Source organism: Rhodococcus jostii NBRC 16295, assembly GCF_001894825.1.
GTDB classification, from domain to species: domain Bacteria; phylum Actinomycetota; class Actinomycetes; order Mycobacteriales; family Mycobacteriaceae; genus Rhodococcus_F; species Rhodococcus_F jostii.
This window is the reverse complement of the sequence record NZ_BCWY01000010.1, coordinates 16,106-43,013: the sequence shown is the minus strand read 5'-3', so window position 1 is coordinate 43,013 and position 26,908 is coordinate 16,106. Positions and strand designations below refer to the sequence as shown.

General features: G+C 69.5%; 1 protein-coding gene. It reads left to right on the top strand.

Annotated elements, in window-relative coordinates:
- Positions 1–23 precede the first annotated feature (23 nt).
- On the top strand, positions 24–26,804 hold the full coding sequence (locus tag RJ1_RS09265) for a non-ribosomal peptide synthase/polyketide synthase (protein ID WP_073359664.1): 26,781 nt from the start codon (positions 24–26) through the stop codon (positions 26,802–26,804).
- Positions 26,805–26,908 lie beyond the last annotated feature (104 nt).

The following is a 26,908-nucleotide window of genomic DNA, read 5'->3' as shown; positions in this document are numbered from 1 at the left end:
CTTCTACCCGCTGGGGGAACGAGATGACGAGTGTGAATTCGCCGCAGCCGAATAACGGCGCCGAAGATGTGAGCGTTCCCGAAGGGGCCTTCCCGCTCTCCTCGGTGCAACGGAGCATGTGGTTCGCGCAGCAGTTGAGCCCCACGGTTCCCAAGTTCATCGCGCAGTACGTCGAGTTGCGGGGCGACATCGACCTGGACCTGTTGAGCGAAGCGGCGGTGCGGGCCGGACAGGAATTCCAGTCGCCGTTCCTGCGGCTGCTCGACGTCGACGGGGAGCCGTATCAGGCGGTCGATTTCACGATCGATCCGTCGATCGGATATCTCGACTTCCGCGGCGAAGCCGACCCGATGGTGGCGGCGCAGGCGTGGATCGACGTGGACTACGCGACCCCGCTCCGGCTGACCCGGGACCGCCTCGTCCAGATGAACATCCTGCAGGTCGGTGAGCAGCACTACCTGTGGTACACCAGGATTCACCACGTCGCGCTCGACGGGTACAGCGGTATGACCATGGTGAACCGGATCGCGGCGCTGTACACGGCGGCGGTCGAGGGCACCGAAGCGGGACCCAACCGTGCGCTGGATCTGCGCGAGCTATACGAACTGGACCAGAAGTACCGGGCGTCCAGCCGTTTCGAGAACGACCGGAAGTACTGGGCCGAACGCATCGTCGGCATCGAGCACGGGTCGACGCTCGCCACCCACGACGCTCCCGCGGCGGCGCAGAGCCGACTCGAGAGCGCGAAGATCTCGGAGGACGCGCTCGCCTTCCTCGGCGAGTCGGACCAGCGGGTCGGCGCCACGTCGGCGGCCGTTCTGGTCGCCGGGTTCGCGTGCTATCTGTCCCGCATGACCGGCAAGAGGGACGTGCTCATCAACCTGCCCGTGTCGGCGCGCACCACCGCGCCGCTGCAGCGGTCCGGCGGCATGCTCGTCAACGTCGCCCCGCTGCGGATCACGGTCCGCCGCGACGACACCGTGGCCGAGCTCGTGCAGCGGGTGCAGCTCGAACTGATGGGCGCGCTCCGCCACCAGCGGTGCAGTCTCGAGGACATCCGCCGCGACGCCGGACTCGCCGGCACCGCGGAGGGCCTGGCCGGGCCGATGGTGAACGTCATGCTGTTCCACCAGGCGTTCACGCTCGGCTCGGTCACCGGCGAGTACCACATCGTCACTTCGGGTCCGGTCGACGATCTGCTGGTCAACATCTACCAGGGCGGTGAAGGTCAGACCCTGCTCGACTTCCGCGGCAACCCCAACCGGTACGGGTCGGAGGAGCTGCGCGCCCACCACCGCAGGTTCGTCGAGCTGATCGAGGAATTCGTCGCCGCCGATCCGCAGACGCGGACCACGGACATCCACGCCGAGAGCGCCCGACTCGGCGCCCGGTTCCTCGAACGGGAATCCCAGCTCGAGTTCTGGACCCGGGAGCTCGCCGGCCTGCCGGAAGTGACGGCGCTGCCGCTCGACCGGCCGCGCCCCGCCGAGCGGGTCGGAGCCGGCGAGGTCGTCGGGTTCGCCGTCGACGCGGAGGTGCAACGCCGCGCGGCACTGCTGGCGGAGGAGGCGGGAACCGGGATCTTCACCACCCTGCACGCCGCGCTGGCCGTCCTGCTGGGCCGGCTGGGTGACACCGACGACGTCGTGATCGGCACCCCGATCGTCGGGCGCGACCCGAGGGACTCCGACGACCCGGATGCCGGCACCTTCTTCAACAAGGCCGTCCTGCGGTCGCAGGTGGACGGCGCGTCTTCGTTCGCCGACCATCTGAGCCGGGTCCGGGACGCCGACCGGGCTGCATTCGCGCGGGCGGCGCTGCCGTTCGACGAACTCGTCGCCGCCCTCGTCACCGAACCCGACCCGTCGCACGCGCCGCTGTTCCAGGTGATGCTCGAGTTCACCGACGGCGGGCACCCGCACGACTCGTCCGGGAACATCACGGTCAGCCCGATCCAGCGCGAACACCGCGCCCTGGGACTCGATCTCGTGTTCTCCCTCACCGAATCGGAGACGGGCGGCATCAACGGCAGGCTCCGATTCGCCACGGACGTGTGGGACCGCGATAGCGCGGAGGCGCTCGCCGCACGGTTCGTCCGCATCCTGCAGTCGGTGACGGCGGATCCCACCGCCCCGATCGGGGACGTCGACATCCTCGAACAGCCCGAATGCGCGGCACTCACGCCGGTCCGGGACGACCCGCCGGTGGAGACCCGCACGCTTCCCGAACTGCTCCGCCGGGCGGTCGAGGCGGGCGGCGAGGGAGACGCCCTCGCCTTCGAGGGACGCACCCTGACCTACCCGGAACTCGACGCGCAGTCGGACCGTCTCGCCCGCTTGCTGATCGGTCACGGGGTGGGCCCGGGTTCGGTTGTGGCGCTGGCCATTGCCCGCTCGATCGAATCGGTGCTGGCCACCTGGGCGGTCGCGAAATCCGGTGCCGCGTTCGTGCCGGTCGACCCCAACTATCCGGCCGACCGCATCGAGCACATGCTGACCGACTCCGGCGCGGTCGTCGGTCTCACCGTCGCGGCGCACCGGACTTCGCTGCCGGATACCACCCCGTGGCTCGTGATGGACGACACGGCCTTCGGACAGGACCTGGCGAAGCACACGGCGGGTACCGTCACCGACGCCGACCGTCTCCGGCCGCTGCGGACCGAGGATCCGGCATACCTGATCTACACGTCCGGCTCCACCGGCACCCCCAAGGGTGTCGTCGTCACGCATGTCGGTCTCGCGAATTTCGCCGAGGACGAGCGGCAGCGGTTCGACGTCACTGCAGGGTCGCGCACCCTGCATTTCTCGTCGCCCAGTTTCGACGCGTCCATCCTGGAACTGCTTCTCGCAGTGGGCGCCGGCGCCACGATGGTCGTGGCCCCGTCGACCGTGTACGGCGGCACCGAACTCGCGGACCTTTTGCATCGCGAACGGGTGACGCACGCGTTCGTCACCCCGGCGGCACTGGCGTCCGTCGACCCCACCGGGCTCGGCCACATCCGGTGCGTCGTCACCGGCGGTGAGAGCTGTCCTCCTGCGCTGGTGGCGCAGTGGGCACCCGGTCGTGTCATGTTCAACGCGTACGGTCCGACGGAGGCCACCGTCGTGGCGAGCGTCGCCGGGCCGTTGACGGTCGGCGAACCGGTGACGATCGGCCGCCCGTCCCGCGGTTGCGGTCTGCTGGTGCTCGATTCGCGGTTGCACCCCGTCCCGACCGGGGTGCCGGGCGAGCTGTACATCACCGGTGAGGGTGTGGCACGCGGGTACCACAACCGGTCGGTCCCGACGGCGGAACGGTTCGTCGCCGACCCCCACGGGGAGCCCGGCGAGCGGATGTACCGGACCGGCGACCTGGCCCGGTGGAATGCCGCCGGTCAGCTGGAATACCTCGGCCGCACCGACTTCCAGGTGAAGATCCGCGGCTTCCGCATCGAACTCGGTGAGATCGACGCCGTCGTCCGCTCGCATCCGAGCGTGGCGTTCGCGACCACGGTCGGACGGACCGCACCGTCCGGGGACACGGCGCTCGTGACGTACGTGCTGCCGGAGAACGAAGCGCAGATCGCGGTCGGCGACATCCTCGAACACGCGGCGGCCGCACTGCCCGCGCACATGGTGCCCGCCCGGGTGATGGTGCTCCTCGAGGTCCCGTTGACCCCCGCGGGCAAGCTCGACCGGAAGGCGTTGCCGGAGCCTCAGTTCGAGGCCACCTCGACCGTCTACCGGGCACCGGTGACCCCGACCGAGATGCAGATCGCCGAGGTCTTCGCGACGCTCCTGGGAGTCGACCGCGTCGGCGTCGACGACAGCTTCTTCGACCTGGGCGGCGACTCCCTCGTCGCGACCCGCGTCGTGTCCCGGGTCAACACTGCCCTGAGCACGGAAATCGGGGTGCTGGATCTGTTCGAGGCGCCGAGTGTCGCGTTGCTCAGTGCCCGCGTGGACGCCCTCGGCCCCCGGATCTCGGCCCGCCCGGTCCTCGCTCCGCGGGCCGGTTCCGGCCCGGTGCAGGTGTCGCTGGCGCAGCAGCGGATGTGGTTCATCAACCAACTCGACACCGCCTCGCCCGCCTACAACATTCCCGTCGGCATCCGGTTGCGCGGCACGCTGGACGTGGACGCGCTGCGGACGGCCGTCAGTGACGTCCTCACCCGCCACGAGTCGCTCCGGACGGTGTTCCCCAACACCCCCAACGGTCCCATCCAGGTGGTTCTGCCCGTCGCCGAGGTGAGCCCGCGTCTCGACGCGATCGAGGTCGCCGAGAACGAACTCGAATCCCGCCTGATCGACGATGCCGCCACGGGTTTCGACGTCACCGTCGAGCCGCCGATCCGGGCCGAGCTCTACCGGACCGCGACCGACGATCACGTGCTGGTGTTCGTGGTCCACCACATCGCCGCCGACGGCCTGTCGATGACCCCGCTGACCCGGGACGTCATGGTGGCCTACCACGCCCGCGCCGCCGGAGACGCCCCGCAGTGGGCGCCGCTCGAGGTGCAGTACGCCGATTTCGCGGTGTGGCAGCGTGAACTGCTCGGTTCCCCCGACGACCCCACCAGCCTCCTCGCCCGGCAGTTGGCGTTCTGGGCACGCACCCTCGACGGCGCACCGGAGGTCATGGACCTGCCGACCGACCGTCCCCGCCCGGCCCGGCAGTCGATGATCGGCGCGACCGCCGACTTCACGATCCCGGCGCGCATCCACACCGCGCTGCTCGAGATCGCCGGCGCCCACGACGCCAGCCTGTTCATGGTGGTGCACGCGGCGCTCGCGGTGCTGCTGTCCCGGTCGAGCGGATCGTCCGACGTGTCGATCGGCTCCCCGGTCTCCGGCCGCGGCGAACGGCAACTCGACGACGTCGTCGGCATGTTCGTCAACACCGTGGTGCTGCGCACCACCGTCGACCCGGACCGCAGCTTCCCCGAGATCCTCTCACACACACGCTCCGTGGATCTCGAGGCGTTCAGCAACACCGATCTGCCGTACGAGCGGCTCGTCGACGAGCTGAAACCGACTCGCTCCGAGGCGCATTCACCGCTGTTCCAGGTGATGCTGGTGCTGCAGGGGTTCGCGAACACGCGGCTCGAGCTGCCCGGACTCGACGTGGAGGTCGAGGCCCTCGAGACCGGCGCCGCCAAGTTCGATCTCCAGGTCATCCTCACCGAGCACACCGAGGACTCCGGTGCGCCGGGTGCGATCGACGTCCAGTTCTCCTACGCCTCGGAACTGTTCGACCCGCCGACGATGACGGCGCTGGCCGAACGGTTCGTCACCCTGCTGGAGACGATCACCGCCCGGTCGAACGTGAAGATCGGCGACATCGACCTGATCGGTGTCGCCGAGACCCAGCGGATGCTCGAGCAGTGGATCGACACCGACGTCGACGTTCCCGCGTCGGCGACCCTCGTCGACCTGTTCGAGGCGCAGGTGGCGCGGACACCGGACGCCGTGGCCATCGTGTTCGCCGAGGAAGAACTGCTGTACGCGGAATTCGACGCCCGGGCCAACCGGCTGGCACGCGAACTCCTCGCCCGCGGTGTCGGACCCGAATCGCGGGTCGCCGTCGCCCTGCGCCGTTCGCTCGAACTGATGATCGCGATCTACGCGGTGGAGAAGACCGGCGCGGCGTACGTTCCACTCGACCCCGACCACCCGGCTTCGCGGATCGCGTATGTGATCGAGAGCGCCGAACCCGCATGCGTTCTCACCGCCTCCCGAGACCGGTGCGAAGGGGTCGACGGCGCCGACGCCCCCGTGGTCGAGATCGACACCCTCAACCTGTCGCGGCGCGCGAGCACCCCGATCACCGACGCCGAGCGGGGCGGACGAATCCACCCCGATTCGACCGCGTACGTGATCTACACGTCCGGATCGACGGGCAGGCCGAAGGGCGTCGCCGTCAGCCACCGGGCGATCGCGAACCGGTTGCTGTGGATGCAGGACACGTACCGGCTGGATCACACGGACGTCGTGCTGCAGAAGACCCCCGTGACGTTCGACGTGTCGGTGTGGGAACTGTTCTGGCCGCTCGAGGTCGGGGCGCGCCTCGTCGTCGCCGCGCCGGACGGTCACCGCGACCCCACCTACCTGTCGCACATCATCGCCGACCACCAGGTCACCACCATGCACTTCGTGCCGTCGATGCTGGCGGTGTTCACGGCGGGCGCCGAACCCGAACTGTGCGGTTCGCTGCGCCAGGTGTTCTGCAGTGGTGAGGCACTCCCGCCCGCCACCGCAGACGCGTTCCGGGAATTCGGTTCCGCGGCACTGCACAACCTGTACGGACCGACGGAGGCGGCGGTCGACGTCACCTACTGGGAGTGCACCGAAGGCGACCGGGCGTCGGTGCCGATCGGCGCTCCCGTGTGGAACACCCAGGTCTACGTCCTCGACTCCCGCCTGCATCCGGTGCCGGTCGGGGTGCACGGAGAGCTGTACCTCGCCGGTGTGCAGCTGGCCCGCGGCTACGTCGGCCGCAGCGATCTGACGTCGGACCGGTTCGTGGCGAACCCGTTCGGTGCGCCGGGGCAGCGGATGTACCGCACCGGTGACGTCGTCCGCTGGCGTGCCGACGGCAACATCGAGTACATCGGCCGCCGCGACTTCCAGGTCAAGCTCCGCGGCCAGCGCATCGAACTCGGCGAGGTCGAGGCGGCGGTGCTGGCGCACCCGTCGGTGGCGCAGGCCGTGGTGACGGTGCATCGCAGCGAGGCCACCGGCGAGAGCCTCGTCGGGTACGTGATCCCCGTGGCTGGGGCCGACATCGACACCGCCGTCGTGCGCGACGCGGCGGCGGAGGCGCTGCCCGCGTACATGGTGCCGACCCGCATCATCGTGCTCGACCGGTTCCCGCTCGGGGCCACCGGCAAGCTGGACCGGGGCGCTCTGCCCGAGCCCGAGTTCCTCAGCCCGTCCGCCGAATTCGTGACGCCGCGCAACCCGATCGAGGAGATTCTCGCGTCCATCTTCGCGGATCTGCTCGACGCACCCCGAATCGGCGTGTACGACAGCTTCTTCGACCTCGGCGGCAACTCGCTGGTGGCCACCCGGCTGGTGGCGCGGGTCAATGCAGCGTTGGGCAGCCGAATCGGTGTCCGCGAGATCTTCGACGCCCCGACCGTCGCCACGCTCGCCGCCCGGATCGAGTCCGAGGCCGTCCACAACGCCGAACGCCCGCCGCTGGTCGCCGGGGTGCGCCCCGACCGTCTGCCGGTGTCGCTGGCGCAGAAGCGCATGTGGTTCATCAACCAGTTCGACCTCGATTCCCCGGCCTACAACATCGCGCTCGCGGTGCGGTTGACCGGAGACCTCGACGAGGACGCGATGCAGGACGCCGTCGCCGACGTGATGGACCGGCACGAGTCGCTGCGCACCCGGTTCCCGATGGTGGAGGGCGAACCGCTCCAGGTAATTCTGCCGACCGAGGACGTGGTGCCGGACCTGTCGCCGATCGACACGACGGAAGCAGAACTGCCCGAACATATCTCGCTTCTCGCGGGCGCAGGGTTCGACGTCACCGTGTCGGTGCCGGTGCGCGCCGCCCTGTTCCGCACCGATCCCGGCGAGCACGTGCTCGTCATCGTCGTGCACCACATCAGCGCGGACGGTTTCTCCATGGCCCCGCTGGCCCGGGACGTGATGACCGCCTACGCGGCCCGCACCGGGGGACAGGCACCGGACTGGACGGCCCTGCCCGTGCAGTACGCCGACTTCGCCCTGTGGCAGCACCGGGTGCTCGGCAACGCCGACGACCCCGACAGCCTGCTCGCCGCCCAACTCGACTACTGGACGCACACCCTCGCCGGGCTTCCGGAACTGCTGGCGCTGCCGACGGACCACCCCCGCCCGACGCAGCAGTCGATGCGCGGAGGCATCCACTCGTTCACCATCGACCCGCAGATCCACAGCCGGTTGATCACGACGGCCCGCGAACACAATTCGAGCGTGTTCATGGCCGTGCACGCCGCGCTGGCCGTGCTGCTGGCCCGGTTGGGCGACACCGACGACGTCGCAGTGGGCACGCCCATCGCCGGCCGCGGTGACGCCGCCCTCGACGACATGGTCGGCATGTTCGTCAACACCCTGGTGCTGCGCACCCCGGTGGAACCGGCCGGCACGTTCACCGAACTGCTGTCCACGGTCCGCGACACCGACCTGAACGCCTTCCACCACGCGGATCTGCCGTTCGAGCGGTTGGTAGACGCGATCTCACCAGAGCGTGCGACCTCGCATTCGCCGCTGTTCCAGGTGGTGCTCGAGTTCCGCAACAACGAGCGGCCGCGGCTGGAGCTGCCCGGACTGACCGTCACAGGTCTCGACCTGGCCACGGACATCTCCAACTTCGACCTGCAGCTCACCCTCACCGAGGAATTCGGGGTGTCGGGGGAGCCGGCGGGGATCTCCGCGGCCTTCACCTACGCGTCGAGTCTGTTCGACGCGCCCACGATCGCCGGTTTCGCGGACTACCTGCAACGGATCTTCGACGCGGTGACGTCCGAGCCGGGGATGGCGGTCGGCGACATCGACCTGATGGTGGCGTCCGAACGCGCGGCCCTCACCCCGGTGATGGACGGGCCGGACGCCGAACCGCGGACCCTGCCCGAACTGCTCGCGGCCGCGGCGTCCGTCGATCCCAAGGCGGCGGCCCTGTCGTACGAGGGCCGGGAAATGACCTACCGGGAACTCGACGAGCGGTCGAACCGTCTCGCAAGGCTGCTGATCGGGCGCGGAATCGGCCCCGAGTCGGTGGTCGCGCTGGCCATGGCACGCTCGCCCGAATCGGTGCTGTCGCTGTGGGCGGTGGCCAAGACCGGTGCCGCGTTCGTCCCCGTCGACCCCAACTATCCGACCGACCGCATCGTCCACATGCTCAGCGACTCCGGTGCCGCCCTCGCGCTCACCGTCGCCGAATTCCGTCCCACGCTTCCGGAATGCACCTCCTACGTGGTGGTCGACGCACCCGGATTCGACAACGAGGTGAGCGCACACTCCGCCGCCGTCGTCACCGACGCCGACCGGACACACCCGCTCGCGCTGGAGAACCCGGCCTACCTGATCTACACGTCCGGGTCCACCGGCACACCGAAGGGCGTCGTCGTCACCCACCGCGGGCTGGCGAACTTCGCCACCGACGAACGCGTGCGGTTCGGCGTCACCCCGCGGTCGCGCACCCTGCACTTCTCGTCGCCGAGTTTCGACGCGTCGATCCTCGAACTGCTGCTCGCGGTCGGATCCGGGGCGACCATGGTGATCGCCCCGGCGTCCGTCATCGGTGGCACCGAACTCGCTGACGTGCTGCGCGAGGGCCGGGTGACGCACGCGTTCATCACCCCGGCCGCGATGGCGTCCGTCGATCCCGCGGGCCTCGACCTGCTCGAGTGCGTCGCCACCGGCGGCGACGTGTGCCCACCGGAGCTGGTGGCGCAGTGGGTGACCGGCGGCAGGCGGATGTTCAACGCCTACGGCCCTACCGAGGCGACCGTGGTGTCGAGCGTGACGGGACCGATGCTGCCCGGTGAGGGAGTCACCATCGGCCGCCCTCCGATGGGAACCGGGGAGATGGTGCTCGATTCACGCCTGCACCCGGTGCCCAACGGGGTGACCGGCGAACTGTACGTCACCGGTTCAGGCCTGGCCCGCGGCTACAAGGACCGCGCCGGCACCACCGCGGAACGGTTCGTCGCCAACCCGTACGGCGGCCTCGGCGCCCGCATGTACCGGACCGGCGACCTGGCCCGGTGGAACGGCGCCGGTCAGCTGGAGTACCTGGGCCGCAGCGACTTCCAGGTCAAGATCCGCGGTTTCCGCATCGAGCTCGGCGAGATCGAGACGGCCCTCACCCGGTACCCGGGCGTCGCCCGGTCGGTGGTGTCGGCGCATCAGGGCAGCACCGGCGCCAACCGCCTCGTCGGCTACCTCGTCCCCACGGCGGGTGCCGAACTGGACCCGGAGGCCGTCCTCGACTTCGTCGGCGGATTCCTCGCCCCGTACATGGTGCCGTCCGCGCTGATCGTCCTCGACGAACTGCCGCTGACCCCGGCGGGCAAGCTGGACCGCCGCGCGCTGCCCGAGCCCGACTTCGGGGCCCGGGTGTCGACGGGCCGCGCGCCGGTCTCGGAGATGGAAGCGGTGCTGGCCGGACTGTTCGCCGAGGTCCTCGGACTCGAATCCGCCGGTGTGGAGGATTCGTTCTTCGCGCTCGGCGGCGACAGCATCATGTCGATCCAGCTGGTGGCCCGCGCGAAGGCCGCGGGTGTGGTGCTCACCCCGCGGGACGTGTTCGAGGCCAAGACCGTTGCCGGTCTCGCCGCGGTCGCGTCCTGGGTGGGCGCCGCCGACATCGTGGTGCTCGACGAACTGCCCGGCGGCGGGGTCGGCGACATGCCGACCACGCCGATCACGAAGTGGCTGCTCGAGCGCGGCGGCGAGTTCAACCGGATGTCGCAGTCGGCGCTGCTGACGGCACCGCCGAACCTCCGTGAACTCGAACCCCTGATCGGCACGTTCCAGGCCGTCCTCGACCGGCACGACATGCTGCGCGCGCAGTTGATGGTGTCCGCGGAGGAATCGCACCTCGCGGTCCGGCCCATCGGTTCGGTGGAGGCACAGGACCTGATCCGCCGGGTCGCAGTGTCCGCGGCCCCGGGAACCCCCGCGTTCGCGGCTGCCGTCATCGCGGACCTCGACGCCGCGCTGGACCGGCTCGATCCCGCCGCCGGCGTGATGGTGCAGGTGGTCTGGTTCGACGCCGGGGAGGCCGGCGGCCGCCTGCTGGTGGTGGCGCACCACCTCGTCGTCGACGGTGTGTCGTGGCGCATCCTCGTGCCCGACCTCGCGACCGCGTGGGCGCAGATCTCCGCGGGTCAGGAGCCGGTCCTCGAACAGGTCGGCACCTCCATGCGCCGGTGGGCGCACGGACTGGTCGACGAGGCGACGAACCGGGCAGGCGAACTCGACCTGTGGCAACGCATCCTCGACTGCGAAGACCCGCTGGTCGGCAGTCGCCCGCTCGACCCCGACGTCGACGTCAACGCCACGGTCGGACGCGTCACCGTGCAACTCCCCGCCGAGGTGAGCGAGGCTGTCCTCACCGCCCTGCCGGAGGCGATTCACGGCAGCGTGAACGACGGACTGCTCACCGCGCTGGCGATGGCGGTCACCCAGTGGCGGCGCACCCGCGGCCACACCCTGCACGGCAGGCCCGTCGACGGGACGCTGGTCAGCCTAGAGGGCCACGGCCGCGAAGACCAGGTCGTGCCCGGCGCCGATCTGGGCCGCACGGTCGGCTGGTTCACGGCCATGTTCCCGGTGCGTCTCGACCTGTCGGGCATCGACCTCGACGACGCCTTCGACGGCGGCAAGGGCGCCGGCTCCGCGATCAAGGCGATCAAGGAACAGTTGCTCGCGATCCCGGACCACGGCATGGGTTACGGCATGCTGCGCTACCTCAATGCCGACACCGCACCACTGCTCGCGGCCCGCTCCCTGCCGCAGATCAGCTTCAACTACCTCGGACGCTTCGCCGCCGACCTGTCGGAGGCGGCGACCCGGGCGGGGTGGACGCCGACCGGTGAAGTCGACATGGACCGCGCGCAGGACCTCGACACCCCGGTGACCTCGGCCATCGACGTCAACGCCGTCACCACCGAGGTGGAGGACCGGCCCCAGCTCCGCGCCACGTGGGCCTATGCGGCCGGTGTTCTCACCGTCGTCGAGGTGCGCGAACTCGCCGAACTGTGGGTGCAGGCGCTGACCGCGCTCACGACGTACGCGGCCCGCCCCGACGCCGGCGGTGTGACCCCGTCCGACCTCGAACTGGTGACCCTGGACCAGGACGCCATCGACCGCATCGAGTCGCGCTTCCCGGCGCTGGCCGACATCTGGTCGCTGTCGCCGCTGCAGTCGGGACTGCTCTTCCATGCACTGCTGGCCGACCAGTCGATCGACTCGTACACCGTGCAGATGACGCTCGAACTGAGCGGGGCCGTGGCGTCGCGACTGCGGGTGGCCGGGCAGGCGCTGCTCGACCGGCACGCGAACCTGCGGGCGTCGTTCGTCTACGACGAGGGCGGCACCCCCGTCCAGGCGATCCACCGGTACGCGGAACTGCCGTGGACGGAGATCGACCTGTCGGGTCTGGGCGAGGAGGCTCGCGAAGCCGAGATCGCGCGGCTCGTCGATGCCGACCGGCGCCGCGGATTCGACATGGCCACTCCGCCGCTGCTGCGATTCATGCTGATCCAGCTCGGTGGGGACGCACAGCGCCTGATCGTCACCAATCACCACATCCTGCTCGACGGCTGGTCGATGCCGCTGCTCATCCGCGACCTCCTGACCCTATACGCCACGGAGGGTGATGCCTCGGCGTTGCCGCGGGTGCACCCGTACCGCGACTACCTCACCTGGATGTCGCATCGCAGCACCGAAGACTCTCTGGGTGTGTGGCAGCGTGCCCTCGCCGGGGTGGAGGAGCCGACGCTCCTCGCGCCGGCCGACGCGTCCGTCCAGAGCGACACACAGTCGAGTGAACTGATCGTCGAACTCGATGTGGACCGCACCGATCAGCTCAGTGTGCTCGCACGCGAGCACGGGCTGACCCTCAGCACCCTGATCCGCACCGCGTGGGGAATCGTGCTGGGCGGCTTGGTCGGTCGCTCCGACGTGGTGTTCGGTGGGACGGTGTCGGGTCGGCCCCCGCAGATCGCGGGCATCGAGTCGATGGTGGGTCTGTTCATCAACACGCTGCCGGTGCGGGTGACCCTCGACCCCCGGGAAACGTTGGGGGAGTTGCTCGAACGGGTGCAGGGTGAGCAGGCTGCGTTGCTCGATCACCATTACGTGGGAATGACCGACATCCAGTCGGTGGCAGGTGCCGGCGCCGGGTTCGACACGTTGACCGTCTTCGAGTCCTACCCTGTCGATCGGGAAGGGCTGACCGAGCAGACCGACATCGCCGGCATGCACGTCCTCGACGTGAACGACAGTGCCAACGCCGCCCACTACCCGCTCGCGCTGATCGCGTCCGCGCACGAGAATCTGCAGCTGAAGCTCGAATTCATCGAGGAGCTGTTCGACCGCGAGAGTGTCGAGCGGATCGGCGACCGGATGATCCGCGCGCTGATCGCGCTCGCTGAACACCCCGGGATGAGACTCGCGCAGCTGCGCCTGCTCACCGACGAAGAGGAAGCAGAACTGGTTCCGGCCCGCGGCCGGCCCGGCCACTCGGTGCGGACACTGCCGCAGATGTTCACCGAGACCGCCGCCGCGGCGGGCGACGCCACGGCGCTCGTGTTCGGCGACCGCCGGATGTCCTACCGGGAACTCGACGAACGTTCCAACCAGCTTGCGCGCCTGCTCATCGACCGCGGCGTCGGCCCGGAAGACATCGTGGCCCTGGGTATTTCCCGGTCCATCGAATCGGTCCTCGCCGTCTGGTCGATCACCAAGACGGGCGCGGCGTTCGTTCCCGTCGACCCGAACTACCCGCGTGACCGGGTCGAGCACATGATCACGGATTCGGGCTGCACGTTCGGTCTCCGCCTGGAGGCCGGTCGCGGTCGGCTCCCCGACGCGATCACCTGGCTCACACTCGACGAGGCCGAGACCGACGCCGCCACGCAGACGATGCCGACCGGCACCGTCACCGACGACGAACGCGTCGCACCCCTGCGCTTCGCGCATCCGGCCTACGTGATCTACACGTCCGGCTCCACCGGCAAGCCGAAGGGTGTGGTGGTCAGCCACCGCGGTCTCGACAACTTCGCCGAGGAGCAGCGCACCCGCTACGCGACGGATTCGTCGTCACGGGCCCTGCACTTCTCGTCGCCGAGCTTCGACGCTTCGGTCCTCGAGTATCTGCTGGTGTTCGCCGTGGGCGCGACGATGGTGATCGTGCCGCCGTCCGTGTACGGCGGCGAGGAACTCGCGGACCTGATCCGGTCCGAGGGTGTCACCCACGGGTTCGTCACCCCCGCTGCGCTGGCGTCCGTGGACCCCGAGGGCCTCGACGTCTTCCAGAACGTGGTCGCGGGCGGCGAGGCCGTCCCTCCGGAACTGGTGACCCGCTGGGCACCGGGCCGCACGATGTACAACGGCTACGGGCCCACCGAGACCACCATCATGAGCAACCTCAGCGACCACCTCGTGGCGGGGGAGACGGTCACCATCGGTGCCCCCGTCCGGGGCGTCTCCGAGGTGATTCTCGACGGCCGGCTGCAGCCGGTCTCCGTCGGGGTCGCCGGCGAGCTCTACATCTCCGGTGAGGGTCTGGCCCGCGGCTACCACGCGCGCCTCGGCCTGACCAGTGAGCGCTTCGTCGCCAACCCGTACGGCGATCCGGGCGACCGGATGTACCGCACCGGCGACCTCGCCCGGTGGCGGCCCGACCACACGGTGGAGTACCTGGGCCGCACCGACTTCCAGGTGAAGATCCGCGGCTTCCGCATCGAACTCGGCGACATCGACAGCGCACTCGCCGGGCACCCGGCCGTCGCATTCGCCGTCACACTCGGGCGGCCCGGTCCCGCCGGCGACACCGTCCTGGTGTCCTACGTGCTGCCGGAGGCGGGCTCGGCGCTCGAACCGCCGGAACTCAAGGAGTGGGCGGGCACCCTGCTGCCCGCGCACATGGTGCCGTCGAGCATCATGATCCTCGACGAGATCCCGCTCACCCCGGTCGGCAAGCTCGATCGGGCGGCACTGCCCGAACCGCAGTTCCTCCCCACGTCGGACGACTTCCGGCCGCCGTCGACGGTGCTCGAACACACCATCGCCGACGTCATCACCACGGTCCTCGGCATCGAACGAGTCGGCATCGACGACAACTTCTTCGACATCGGCGGAAACTCGCTCATCGCCACCCGTGTCGCCGCGCGCCTGAGCGCGGAACTGGACACCGACATCGGCGTCCGCACCCTGTTCGAGGCTCCCACGATCCACGGCCTCGCCCGGCTGATCGAGTCGACGGCATTCGCCCCGGCCCAGGACGGCGCCCACGTCCGGCTCCCGCTCGGTCCGATGCCGCGGCCCGGCCACGTGCCGGTGTCGCTGGCGCAGAAGCGGATGTGGTTCCTCAACCAGTTCGACACGTCCTCGGCGGCCTACAACATCCCCCTGGCCGTGCGGCTGACCGGACACCTTGACGTCGAGTCGCTGCGCGCGGCGGTGACGGATGTCTTCGTCCGCCACGAATCGTTGCGGACCGTGTTCCCGTCCCACGACGGCGAACCGACCCAGGTGGTGCTCTCACCCGGGCAGTGGACGCCGAACCTCGAGATCGCCGAGGTGTCCGAAAACGAACTGCGGGAGCACATCGCCGGTCTCGCGACCGCCGGTTTCGACGTGACGGCCGACGTGCCGATGCGGTCCGCGCTGTTCGCGCTCGCCCCCGACGATCACGTGCTGGTCATCGTGGTGCACCACATCTGCGCCGACGGGTTCTCGCTCACCCCGCTCGCCCGGGACGTCATGACCGCGTACGCCGCCCGCATCGCGGGCAGCGCCCCGCAGTGGAACCCGCTGTCGGTGCAGTACGCCGACTACACGCTCTGGCAGCTCGAACAGCTGGGCAGCGAGAGCGACAGCGAATCGCTGATCTCCCAGCAGCTCCGGTACTGGACGGATCAGCTGGCGGATCTGCCCGAACTGCTGCAGCTGCCGGCCGACCGGGCGCGGCCCGTCCAGCAGTCGTTCCGCGGCGCGCAGGTCGACTTCACGGTTCCCGCCGACGTGCACCGGGCACTGGCGGCGTTGGCGCGCAAGCACAACTCCACCATGTTCATGGCCGTACACGCAGCCCTGTCGGTGCTGCTGTCGGCGCTGTCGTCCACCGAGGACATCGCCGTCGGCACCCCGATCGCCGGCCGCGGTGACGCCGCCCTCGACGACATGGTCGGCATGTTCGTCAACACCCTCGTGCTGCGGAGCGTCGTGGATCCCGCGGAGGGTTTCGGCGCCCTGATCGATCAGGTGCGGGCCACCGACCTCGCCGCGTTCCACCATTCGGATCTGCCGTTCGAGCGGCTCGTCGACGTCCTCGCACCGGAGCGTTCCACCGCGCACTCGCCGCTGTTCCAGGCGCTGCTCGAGTTCCGGAACAACGAGACTCCGCGGCTCGAGCTTCCGGAACTCACGGCGGCCGCCGTCGATTTCGACCTCGAGGTCGCCAAGTTCGACCTGCAGCTCAGCGTCGAGGAAGGATTCGACGCGGACGGGGTGGCGTCGGGTATCACCGCCTCGTTCATCTTCGCCACCGATCTGTTCGACGCCGGCACCGTCCGCACGTTCGCCGACCGGTTCCTGCGGATCCTCGGCGCGGTCACCACCGACCCGCAAGCTCCGGTCGGTGACATCGTGATCACCGATGCCGCCGAGCGGTCGGCGATGGCAACCGAATGGAACACTGCCGGTGTCGACGCCGGAACCGACACCCTCGCGGACCGGTTCGCGCAGAGTGTCGCCCGGTTCCCGGACGACACCGCGGTGACGTCGGAGGACGTGGCACTGACGTACGCCGAACTCGACGCCCGGTCGAACCGGCTGGCCCGCCTGCTCATCTCCCAGGGAGTGGGCCCGGAAACGCTGGTGGCCGTGGCACTCCCACGCACCTGCGACCTGATCATCGCCCTGCTCGCGGTGATCAAGTCCGGCGGCGGCTACCTGCCCGTCGACATCACCTACCCGGCGGACCGGCTGGCGTTCGTGTTCGAGGACGCGGCACCGAACTGCGTCATCACCACCACCGGGGACGTCTCCGCGCTGCCCGATTCGGAGACACCGGCGGTGCTCCTCGACGATCCGGAGACCACCGCGGACCTCGCGCAGCAGTCGCCGGCGCCGATCACCGACGCGGACCGGGTGGCCCCGCTCGACGCGTCGTCGGTGGCCTACGTCATCTACACCTCCGGCTCGACGGGCCGCCCCAAGGGCGTGGTCGTCTCGCACCGGAACGTGCTGACGCTGTTCGCGAACACCCAGCCGCTCTACGGGTTCGACGAGAACGACGTGTGGACGATGTTCCACTCGTATGCGTTCGACTTCTCCGTGTGGGAACTGTGGGGACCGCTGCTGTACGGCGGGCGACTCGTCGTCGTCGACTTCTACACGGCGCGGTCGCCGGAGATGTTCCACGAACTGCTCCGCAACGAGCAGGTCACCGTTCTCAACCAGACCCCGACGGCGTTCTACCAACTCGCCGAGACCGACCGCATCGTCTCGGAGATCGACGTGAACGCCGCGGCACTGGCGTTGCGGTACGTGATCTTCGGCGGTGAGGCGCTCGACCTCGGTCAGCTCGGCCGCTGGTACTCACGGCACGACGACTCCGCCCCGACCCTGGTGAACATGTACGGCATCACCGAGACCACGGTCCACGTCAGCTACCTGGCGCTCGACCGCGAATTCGCGGAGTCCGCGTCGGCCAGTGTGATCGGCCGCGGAATCGCCGGCCTGCACGTGCACGTCCTGGACCGCCGCCTGCACCCGGTGCCCCCGGGAACGATCGGGGAGATGTACGTCTCGGGTGCCCAGGTGACCCGCGGCTATCTGGGCCGGGCCGCCCTCAGCTCCACGCGATTCGTGGCCGACCCGCTCCGCCCCGGCGTACGGATGTACCGCACGGGTGACCTCGCCCGGTGGAACACCGAAGGTCAGCTGGAGTACCTGGGCCGCAGCGACTTCCAGGTGAAGATCCGCGGCTTCCGTATCGAACTCGGCGAGATCGAATCCGCGCTGCTCCGGTACCGCGGCATCGCCCAGGCCGTCGTCCTCACCCGCGACGACGGGCACGGCGGACATCGGCTGATCGGTTATGTGGTCCCGGAATCCGGCGCCACCGTCGAGGTGTCCTCGGCGCTCGAATTCGTCGGCACCCAGCTGACCTCGTACATGGTGCCCGCGACCCTCGTGGTGCTCGACGCCCTGCCGCTGACGAGCAACGGCAAACTCGACCGCCGCGCGCTGCCGGAGCCCGACTTCGGGGCCCGGGTCTCGGCGGGCCGCGCCCCGGCGACGGAGATGGAAACCGTCCTCGCCGGACTGTTCGCGGAGGTCCTCGGACTCGACTCGGTGGGTGTGGAGGATTCGTTCTTCGCGCTCGGCGGCGACAGCATCATGTCGATCCAGTTGGTGGCCCGCGCGAAGGCCGCGGGTGTGGTGCTCACCCCGCGGGACGTGTTCGAGGCCAAGACCGTCGCCTCCCTCGCCGAGGCCGCATCGTGGGCGGGTGCCGCCGACGTGGTGGTGCTCGAAGAATTGCCGGGCGGCGGGATCGGCGAGATGCCGGTCACCCCGATCACCGCGTGGCTGCTCGAACGCGGCGGCGACTTCCGCCGCTACACGCAGACCGCGCTGCTCTCCCTGCCCGCGGCGGCCGACGAGACACTGCTGAAGCGCACGATCGCGGCCGTCGTCGATCGCCACGACATGCTGCGGGCGCGTCTGCTCGGTGCCGCACCGCAGTGGCGGATCGAGGTGCAGGCATCGGGAGCGGTCGACGTGGACGACGTGCTGCACCGTGTCGAGGTTCCGTCGGTGGTGGGGGCCGCGTTCGCGGAGATCGCCACGCGCGAACTCGATGCGGCCGCAGGAAGACTGGACCCCGAGGCCGGGGTGATGGTGCAGATGGTGTGGTTCGACGCCGGCGCCGAGGGCGGCCGGCTGCTGGTCGTGGCCCATCACCTGGTGGTCGACGGTGTGTCGTGGCGGATCCTGGTCCCCGACCTGGCGACCGCCTGGGCGCAGGTCTCCGCCGGTCAGGAACCGGCACTCGAGCCGGTCGGCACGTCGATGCGGCGCTGGTCGCACGGACTCGTCGACGCGACCCGCGCACGGGGTAACGAGATCGAACTGTGGCGGCGAGTGCTCGAGGCCGACGACCCGCTCATCGGATCGCGTCCCCTCGACGCCGAGATCGACGTGGCGGGCACGGTCGAGAAGGTCACCGTGGAGGTGCCCGCCGACGTCACCGAGGCGCTGCTGACCCGGGTTCCCGAGGCGTTCCACGGCGGCGTCAACGACGGCCTGCTCACCGCGCTGGCCCTGGCGCTGGCGCAGTGGCGGCGCGGCCACGGAAACTTCACCCGCGAGTCGCTGGTCAGCCTCGAGGGTCACGGCCGCGAGGACCAGGTGCTGCCGGGCGCCGATCTGGGCCGCACCGTCGGCTGGTTCACGGCCATGTTCCCGGTACGCCTGGACCTGTCCGGCGTCGACCTCGACGACGCGTTCGCCGGTGGTGCGGCCGCCGGTGCCGCGATCAAGGCGATCAAGGAACAACTGCTCGCCATCCCCGATCACGGCATCGGCTACGGCATGCTCCGCTATTTGGACCCCGACAGTGCCGATCAGCTGCGGGCGCTGGCGAAACCGCAGGTCACGTTCAATTACCTGGGCCGGCTGGGCGGCGCGACGTCCACCGACGTCCACGGTCACGCCTGGGTTCCGGTGACGGACACCAAACTCGACGACATCCCCGCGTCCGACATCCCGGTGGCGTCGGCGCTCGACATCAACGCCGTCACCGGCACCGGAGTCGACGGCAACCGGTTGCGGGCCACGTGGGCGTTCCCGACCGGGGTCCTCACCGAGTCCGAGGTGCGCACGCTCGCCGAGCTGTGGGTGCAGGCGCTCACCGCGCTGACCACCCACGTCGCTCGGCCCGACGCCGGCGGCGTCACCCCGTCCGACCTGGACCTGGTCACCCTCGACCAGGACGCGATCGACCGGCTGGAGGCCCGATTCCCGGCGCTGACGGACATCTGGTCGCTGTCCCCGCTGCAGTCGGGGCTGCTGTTCCATGCCCAGTTCTCCGACGCGTCCGTCGACCCGTACCTGGTGCAGCTGGCGCTGAAACTGCGCGGCGCCGTGAACCCGGACCGGTTCCGCCGGGCCGGGCAGGCGCTGCTGGACCGGCACCCGAACCTGCGGGCCGCCTTCGTCCACGACAGTGCGGGCGCCTCCGCCCAGATCATCCAGCAGCACGTCGAACTGCGGTGGTCGGAGTTCGACCTCTCCGGCCTCGACGCCGAATCGACCGCCCGCGAGTACGACAGCATCATGGCGCGGGACCGGTCCGTGAAGTTCGACATGGCGAACGCGCCGCTGCTGCGTCTCGCCCTGGTCCGGCTCACCGAACAGGACTACCGGCTGATCCTGACCAACCATCACATCCTGCTCGACGGCTGGTCGACTCCGCTGGTCATCCGCGACCTGCTGACGCTCTACGCGATCGATGCCGACGGCAGCCTGCTGCCCCGGGTGCACTCCTACCGCGACTACCTGTCGTGGATGAAGCGCCACGACACCACCGACTCCCTCGAGGCTTGGCGCACCGCGCTCGACGGCGTCGAGGAGCCGACCCTGCTGGCCCCGCTGGAGCGGGGCGAGGCGCACTCCGCCGTCGCGGAGGAAACCTCCTTCACCCTGTCCGAGGAACAGACCACCCGGCTGCGGGACCTGACCCGGGAACGTGGTCTCACCCTCAACACCGTCGTCCAGGCGGCGTGGGGAATCGTGCTGGGCGGCTTGGTCGGTCGCTCCGACGTGGTCTTCGGTGGAACGGTGTCGGGCCGGCCCCCGCAGATCGCGGGGATCGAGTCGATGGTGGGTCTGTTCATCAACACCCTGCCGGTGCGGGTGACCCTCGACCCGTGGGAGACGCTGGGCGAGTTGCTCGAGCGGGTACAGGGCGAGCAGGCCACGTTGCTCGATCACCACTACGTCGGCCTGACCGACATCCAGTCGGCGGTCGGCGGCGGCGCCGCCTTCGACACGCTGACCGTCTTCGAGTCGTACCCGGTGGACGAGGCGGGGCTGACGGAACAGACCGACATCGCCGGCATGTTCGTCACCGGCATCGACGGCAAGGACTCCGCGCACTACCCTCTCGCCGTCGTTGCGTCCGGTGACGCCCGGCTGAACTTCAAGTTCGAATACCTCCCCGAGGTCCTCGAGGTGAGCGCGGTCGACGAGATCGCGGATCGGCTGCAGCGGGTGCTCGACGCCCTCGCCGACCGGCCCGAGATTCCGCTGGCACACATGCAACTGCTCACCGAGGCCGAACTCGCCGAGTTCGCTCCGGTGCGCGGCCGCCCCGGGTTCTCCGTCCGCACACTGCCGCAGATCTTCGAGGACGCCGCCGCGCTGGATCCGAACCGTACGGCACTGACGTTCGAGGGCCGCAACGTCTCCTACCGGGAACTCAACGAGCGGTCCAACCAGCTCGCCCGGGTCCTCATCTCCCGGGGCGCCGGCCCGGAGACGTTCGTGGCGCTCGGCATTCCCCGGTCGATCGAGTCGGTCCTCGCGGTGTGGGCCGTGGCCAAGACGGGCGCCGCGTTCGTTCCCGTGGATCCGAACTACCCGATGGACCGCATCGAGCACATGCTCACCGACTCGGGTGCCACCATCGGACTGACGATGGCCGCGTACGAGAAGGCGCTGCCCGACTCGGTGCCGTGGCTGCAGCTCGACTCTCCCAAGTTCGAGAAGGCGTGCCAGGCGAAACCGGCTCTGCCGGTGGCTGATTCGGATCGCCGTTCGCCGATAAGCCTCGACAACGCGGCCTACATCGTCTACACGTCGGGTTCGACGGGCAAGCCGAAGGGCGTCGTGGTCACCCACGAGGGCCTCGACAACTTCGCCGAAGACCAGCGGCAGCGGTTCGCGGCCGCGCAGACGTCCCGGACCCTGCACTTCTCGACGCCCAGCTTCGACGGGTCGGTGTTCGAGTACCTGCAGGCGTTCGGGGTCGGCGCCACGATGGTGATCGCGCCGCCCACCGTGTACGGCGGCGCGGAACTGGCCGAACTGATCCGTTCGGAACACGTCACCCACGCCTTCGTGACCACCGCTGCGCTGTCCACCGTCGACCCGGAGGGCCTCGACGAGTTCCAGCACGTCGTGTTCGGCGGCGAGGCCTGCCCACCGGAGCTGGTGACCCGCTGGGCACCCGGCCGGCAACTGTCCAACGCGTACGGTCCCACCGAGACCACGGTGATGGCCAACATCAGCGACCCGATGACGGTCGGCGACCCCATCACCCTCGGCGGCCCGATCCGCGGAGTCGGCGAACTCGTGCTCGATACACGACTCCAGCCGGTACCCGTCGGTGTTCCCGGCGAGCTGTACATCACCGGCGCAGGTCTGGCCCGCGGTTACCATCGCCGTCCTGAGCTGAGCAGTCAGCGGTTCGTCGCCAACCCGTTCGGGGAGGCGGGGGAGCGGATGTACCGCACCGGCGACATCGTCCGGTGGCGCGCCGATCACACCGTCGAGTACGTGGGCCGCAGCGACTTCCAGGTGAAGATCCGCGGGTTCCGCATCGAACTCGGCGAGATCGACAACGAGATCGCCACGTTCCCCGGGGTCAGCTTCGCTGCGACCCTCGGTGTTCCCGGACCGTCCGGCGATACGGTGCTGGCGACCTACCTGCTGCCCAACACGGCCGGTGGCGTCGACCCCGCAGAGCTGACCGCGTACCTGTCGACCCGGCTCCCCGCGCACATGGTGCCCACGAGCATCATGTTCCTCGACGAGATCCCGTTGACCCCGGTGGGCAAACTGGACCGGTCTGCGCTGCCCGCGCCCGAGTTCCACGTCAGCACCACCGAGTTCCAGCCGCCGACCAACGAACTCGAACGCAAGATCGTCGAGATCTTCGCGGACGTCCTCGGGATCGAACGGATCGGCATCGACGACAACTTCTTCGATCTCGGCGGAAACTCACTGGTCGCCACCCGCGTCACGGCACGGTTGCGGGACGCGCTCGACACCGACATCGGTGTGCGCGCCCTGTTCGAGGCCCCCGACGTGCGGTCGCTGGCCGAACGCGTCGGCGACAGCGTCAGCGGCGGCGCCCGCCCCGCGCTCGCACCGGTCGAACGCCCCGACCGGATCCCACTGTCGCTGGCGCAGAAGCGGATGTGGTTCCTCAACCAGTTCGACACGTCCTCACCCGCCTACAACATTCCGTTGGCTGTCCGGCTGACCGGAACGCTGGACGAGGCCGCCCTGCGGCTGGCCATGGCCGACGTCCTCGAACGCCACGAAACGCTGCGCACCGTCTTCCCGACGGTCGACAACGAACCGACCCAGCGGATCCTGGCCGCCGCCGACGCGCAACCGGACGTCGACACCGTCCCGGCGTCGGCGGACGACCTGCCGCGGCACATCATGGAACTGGTGTCGCGCGGATTCGACGTCAGCACCGACGTCCCGGTCCGGGCGGCCCTGTTCCGGATCGCACCCGACCAGCACGTGCTGACGATCGTGGTGCACCACATCAGCGCGGACGGGTTCTCCCTGGCGCCGCTCGCCCGCGACGTGATGGTGGCCTACACGTCCCGGCTCGGCGGCGACGGCCCGCAGTGGGAGCCGCTGGACGTCCAGTACGCGGACTACACGCTGTGGCAGCACGCCGGTCTCGGCTCGGAGAACGACCCCGAGTCGATGATCAACCGGCAGTTGCGGTTCTGGTCGGAGACGCTGGCCGGGTTGCCGGACGTCATCCAGTTGCCGACCGACCGGCCCCGCCCGATCCAGCAGACGTTCGAGGGCGATCGGGTCGAGTTCGCGATCGACGCCGACCTCCACCAGAGGCTGACGGCGCTGGCCCGGTCCAACAACGCCACCATGTTCATGGCCGTCCATGCCGCGCTGGCCGTGCTGCTCGCGCGGCTCGGCAGCACCGACGACGTGGTCATCGGCACCCCCGTCGCCGGGCGCGGTGAAGCCGCACTCGACGACATGGTCGGGATGTTCGTCAACACACTGGTCCTGCGGAACCGGATCGATCCGGCCATGACGTTCACCGAACTGGTACAGCGGATCCGGGAAACCGACCTGGCCGCGTTCCAGCACTCGGACCTGCCGTTCGAGCGGCTCGTCGAGGAGCTCAACCCGACCCGGTCCACGTCGTACTCACCGCTGTTCCAGGTGGCCCTCGAATTCCAGAACAACGAGAACCCGACGCTGGAACTGCCGGACCTGCGGGTCGAGAACGTGGACCTCGAAACCAAGGTGGTGAAGGAAGATCTCGAGGTGATCCTGGCCGAGCGGTTCGACGAGGACGGCGCGCCCGCGGGCGTCGCCGGCGGACTCGACTTCGCGGTCTCCCTCTTCGACCCCGACACGGCACGCTCGATCGCGGACCGCTTCGTCCGGATCCTCGCGGCCGTCACCGCCGACCCGAACCGGCCGATCGGCACCCTTCCGCTGCTCGACGACGCGGAGATCGAGGAGATGGTCCCCGCCCGCGGCAAGCCCGACGTGCGCCCCGAGGTGTGGCCGGACCTGCTGACGGCGGCCGCCGCCCTCGACCCCGACTCGGTGGCCCTGTCGTTCGAGGACCGGCAGGTCACCTACCGCGAACTCGACGAGTGGTCCAACCGGCTGGCACGGGTCCTGTGCGCGCAGGGCGTCGGTCCGGAAACGTTCGTGGCCATAGGAATGCCGCGGTCCATCGAGGAAGTGGTGTCGATCTGGTCGGTGGCCAAGTCAGGCGCCGCGTTCGTGCCCGTCGACCCCACCTACCCGCGGGACCGCATCGACTACATGCTCACCGACTGCCGGGCCTCAGTCGGTCTGACCGTCGCCGATCGCCGCGACAACCTGCCCGACACGGTGCCGTGGCTGGTGCTCGACGACGACGCGTTCGCCGAGCAGGTCGCCGGAGTGTCCTCGGCTCCGGTCACCGACGCCGACCGCACCACCCCGCTCCACCTCGCGCATCCGGCGTACCTGATCTACACGTCCGGATCTACCGGAAAACCGAAGGGTGTCATCGTCACCCACCGCGGTATGGCCAACCTCACCGCGGAGGAGCACGAACGGTTCCAGGTCACGCACGACTCCCGGGTCTCGCACCTCGCGTCCCCGAGCTTCGATGCGTCGATCTTCGAGCTGATGATGGCGTTCGGCGCGTCGGCCCGGGTCGTGATCGTGCCGCCCACCGTCTTCGGCGGCGCCGAGTTGGCGGACCTGTTCCGCCGCAACGCCGTCACGCACGCGTTCATCACGCCCACCGCGCTGTCGTCGATCGAGGATGTGGGGCTCGAATCGCTCCGGGTGCTCGCGGTGGCCGGCGAGGCCTGCCCGCCGGAACTGGTGGAGATCTGGGGCAAGCACCGCAACATGCACAACGGGTACGGGCCCACCGAGACGACCATCCAGGCGAGCGTCAGCGCGCCGATGCGTCCGGGTGGGGTCGTGAACATCGGCGCACCCGCGCTGGGGTTCGGTTCGCTGGTCCTCGACGAGCGTCTGCAGCCCGTCCCGGCCGGTGTGCCCGGCGAGCTGTACATCACCGGACCGGGACTGGCACGCGGGTACCACAATCGGTCGGCCCTCACATCGGAACGGTTCGTCGCCTGCCCGTACGGGGAGCCCGGCCGCCGCATGTACCGCACCGGGGACGTCGTGCGCTGGCGCGGCGACCACACCATCGAGTACATCGGCCGCACCGACTTCCAGGTGAAGGTCCGCGGGTTCCGCATCGAGCTCGGTGAGATCGACGCCGTCCTCGCCCGCCACCCCGCGGTCGCGTTCGCTGCCACCATCGGACACACCGGGCCGTCCGGCGACACGCTCCTCGCGTCGTACGTGCGGGCAGCCGACGGGCACGATCTCGAGCCGGCGGAGTTGCGTACCCACGCGTCGGACCGCCTGCCCGCCCACATGGTGCCGTCCGCGGTGGTGATCCTCGATCAGATCCCGATGACCCCGGTCGGCAAACTCGACCGCAAGGCGTTGCCGGCGCCCGAGTTCGGCACCACCGGTGCCGCGTTCCGGGCTCCGACGACGGCGACCGAACGGATCATCGTCGAGGCCTTCGCCGAGGTGCTCGGGGTCGACCGGGTCGGCACCGCCGACAGCTTCTTCGACCTCGGCGGCAATTCGATCGTCGCCACCCGGGTGATCACCGTGCTGCAGGACCGGCTCGGACGGCAGATTCCGTTGCAGTCGATGTTCCTGGACCCGACGCCCGCGGGGCTGGCTCTGCGGGTGGAGGCGGAGGACCAGGCCGGGTCGCCGGTCGACGAGGCGCTCGGCACGGTCATCCCCCTGCGTCCGACGGGAGAGAAGCCGCCGCTGTTCTGCATCCATCCCGGGATCGGCCTGTCGTGGGGGTACGCGGGACTGCTGCAGCACCTCTCGCAGGACCGTCCGGCGTTCGGCCTGCAGTTGCCGATCATCAGCGGCGGCCCGACGTTCGACTCGATCGAGCAGCTCGCGCACCAGTACGTGCTGGAGATGCGCAAGGTGCAGAGCCACGGGCCGTACCACCTGCTGGGCTGGTCGCTCGGCGGCGTCATCGCGCACGCCATGGCCGTCGAGCTGCGGCGGGAGGGCGAGACCGTGGCGACGCTGGCCGTCATGGACAGCTACGTGACGAACGGGGCCGACCAGGGCCCCGACACCCTCACGGTGTCCGAGTTGCTCCACGGTCTGGGACTCGACCTGGAGTCCTCCGGCGAGGAACTCACCTACGAGCGGGCCGTGGAGTTGCTGGACGACGCGTTCGGGCAGAAGACCGGACTGACCCCGAAGCACCTCGAGCGGATCAGTGCCGGATTCACGAACTCCTCGCGGATCATGAACAACTTCCGGCCCCAGGTGTTCGACGGCGATCTGCTGTTCTTCACCGCGGCCGGATCGGCGTCCGCGGACGAGCATTCGCCCGAGGAATGGCGGAGTTCCGTCACCGGAGACATCCGGGAAGTCAAGATCGAATGCGAACACAACCAGATGATCGAACCCGAGGTCCTGGCCGTGGTGGGGCCGGTTCTGGAGGATTATCTGCGGACGCACTGACCCCCCTTTGGTTGCGGAGGGCCCGCCTTGCATTTCATTGCCGTAACGGGCGGGCCCGAATCCCGATATCTCCTGCGAACTCGGTAACAATCGATCTACGCAAC

What these genes read in the sequence shown, in the direction of transcription:
- RJ1_RS09265 (WP_073359664.1), top strand. Translation starts at nt 24, where the DNA reads ATGACGAGTGTGAATTCGCCGCAGCCGAATAACGGCGCCGAAGATGTG.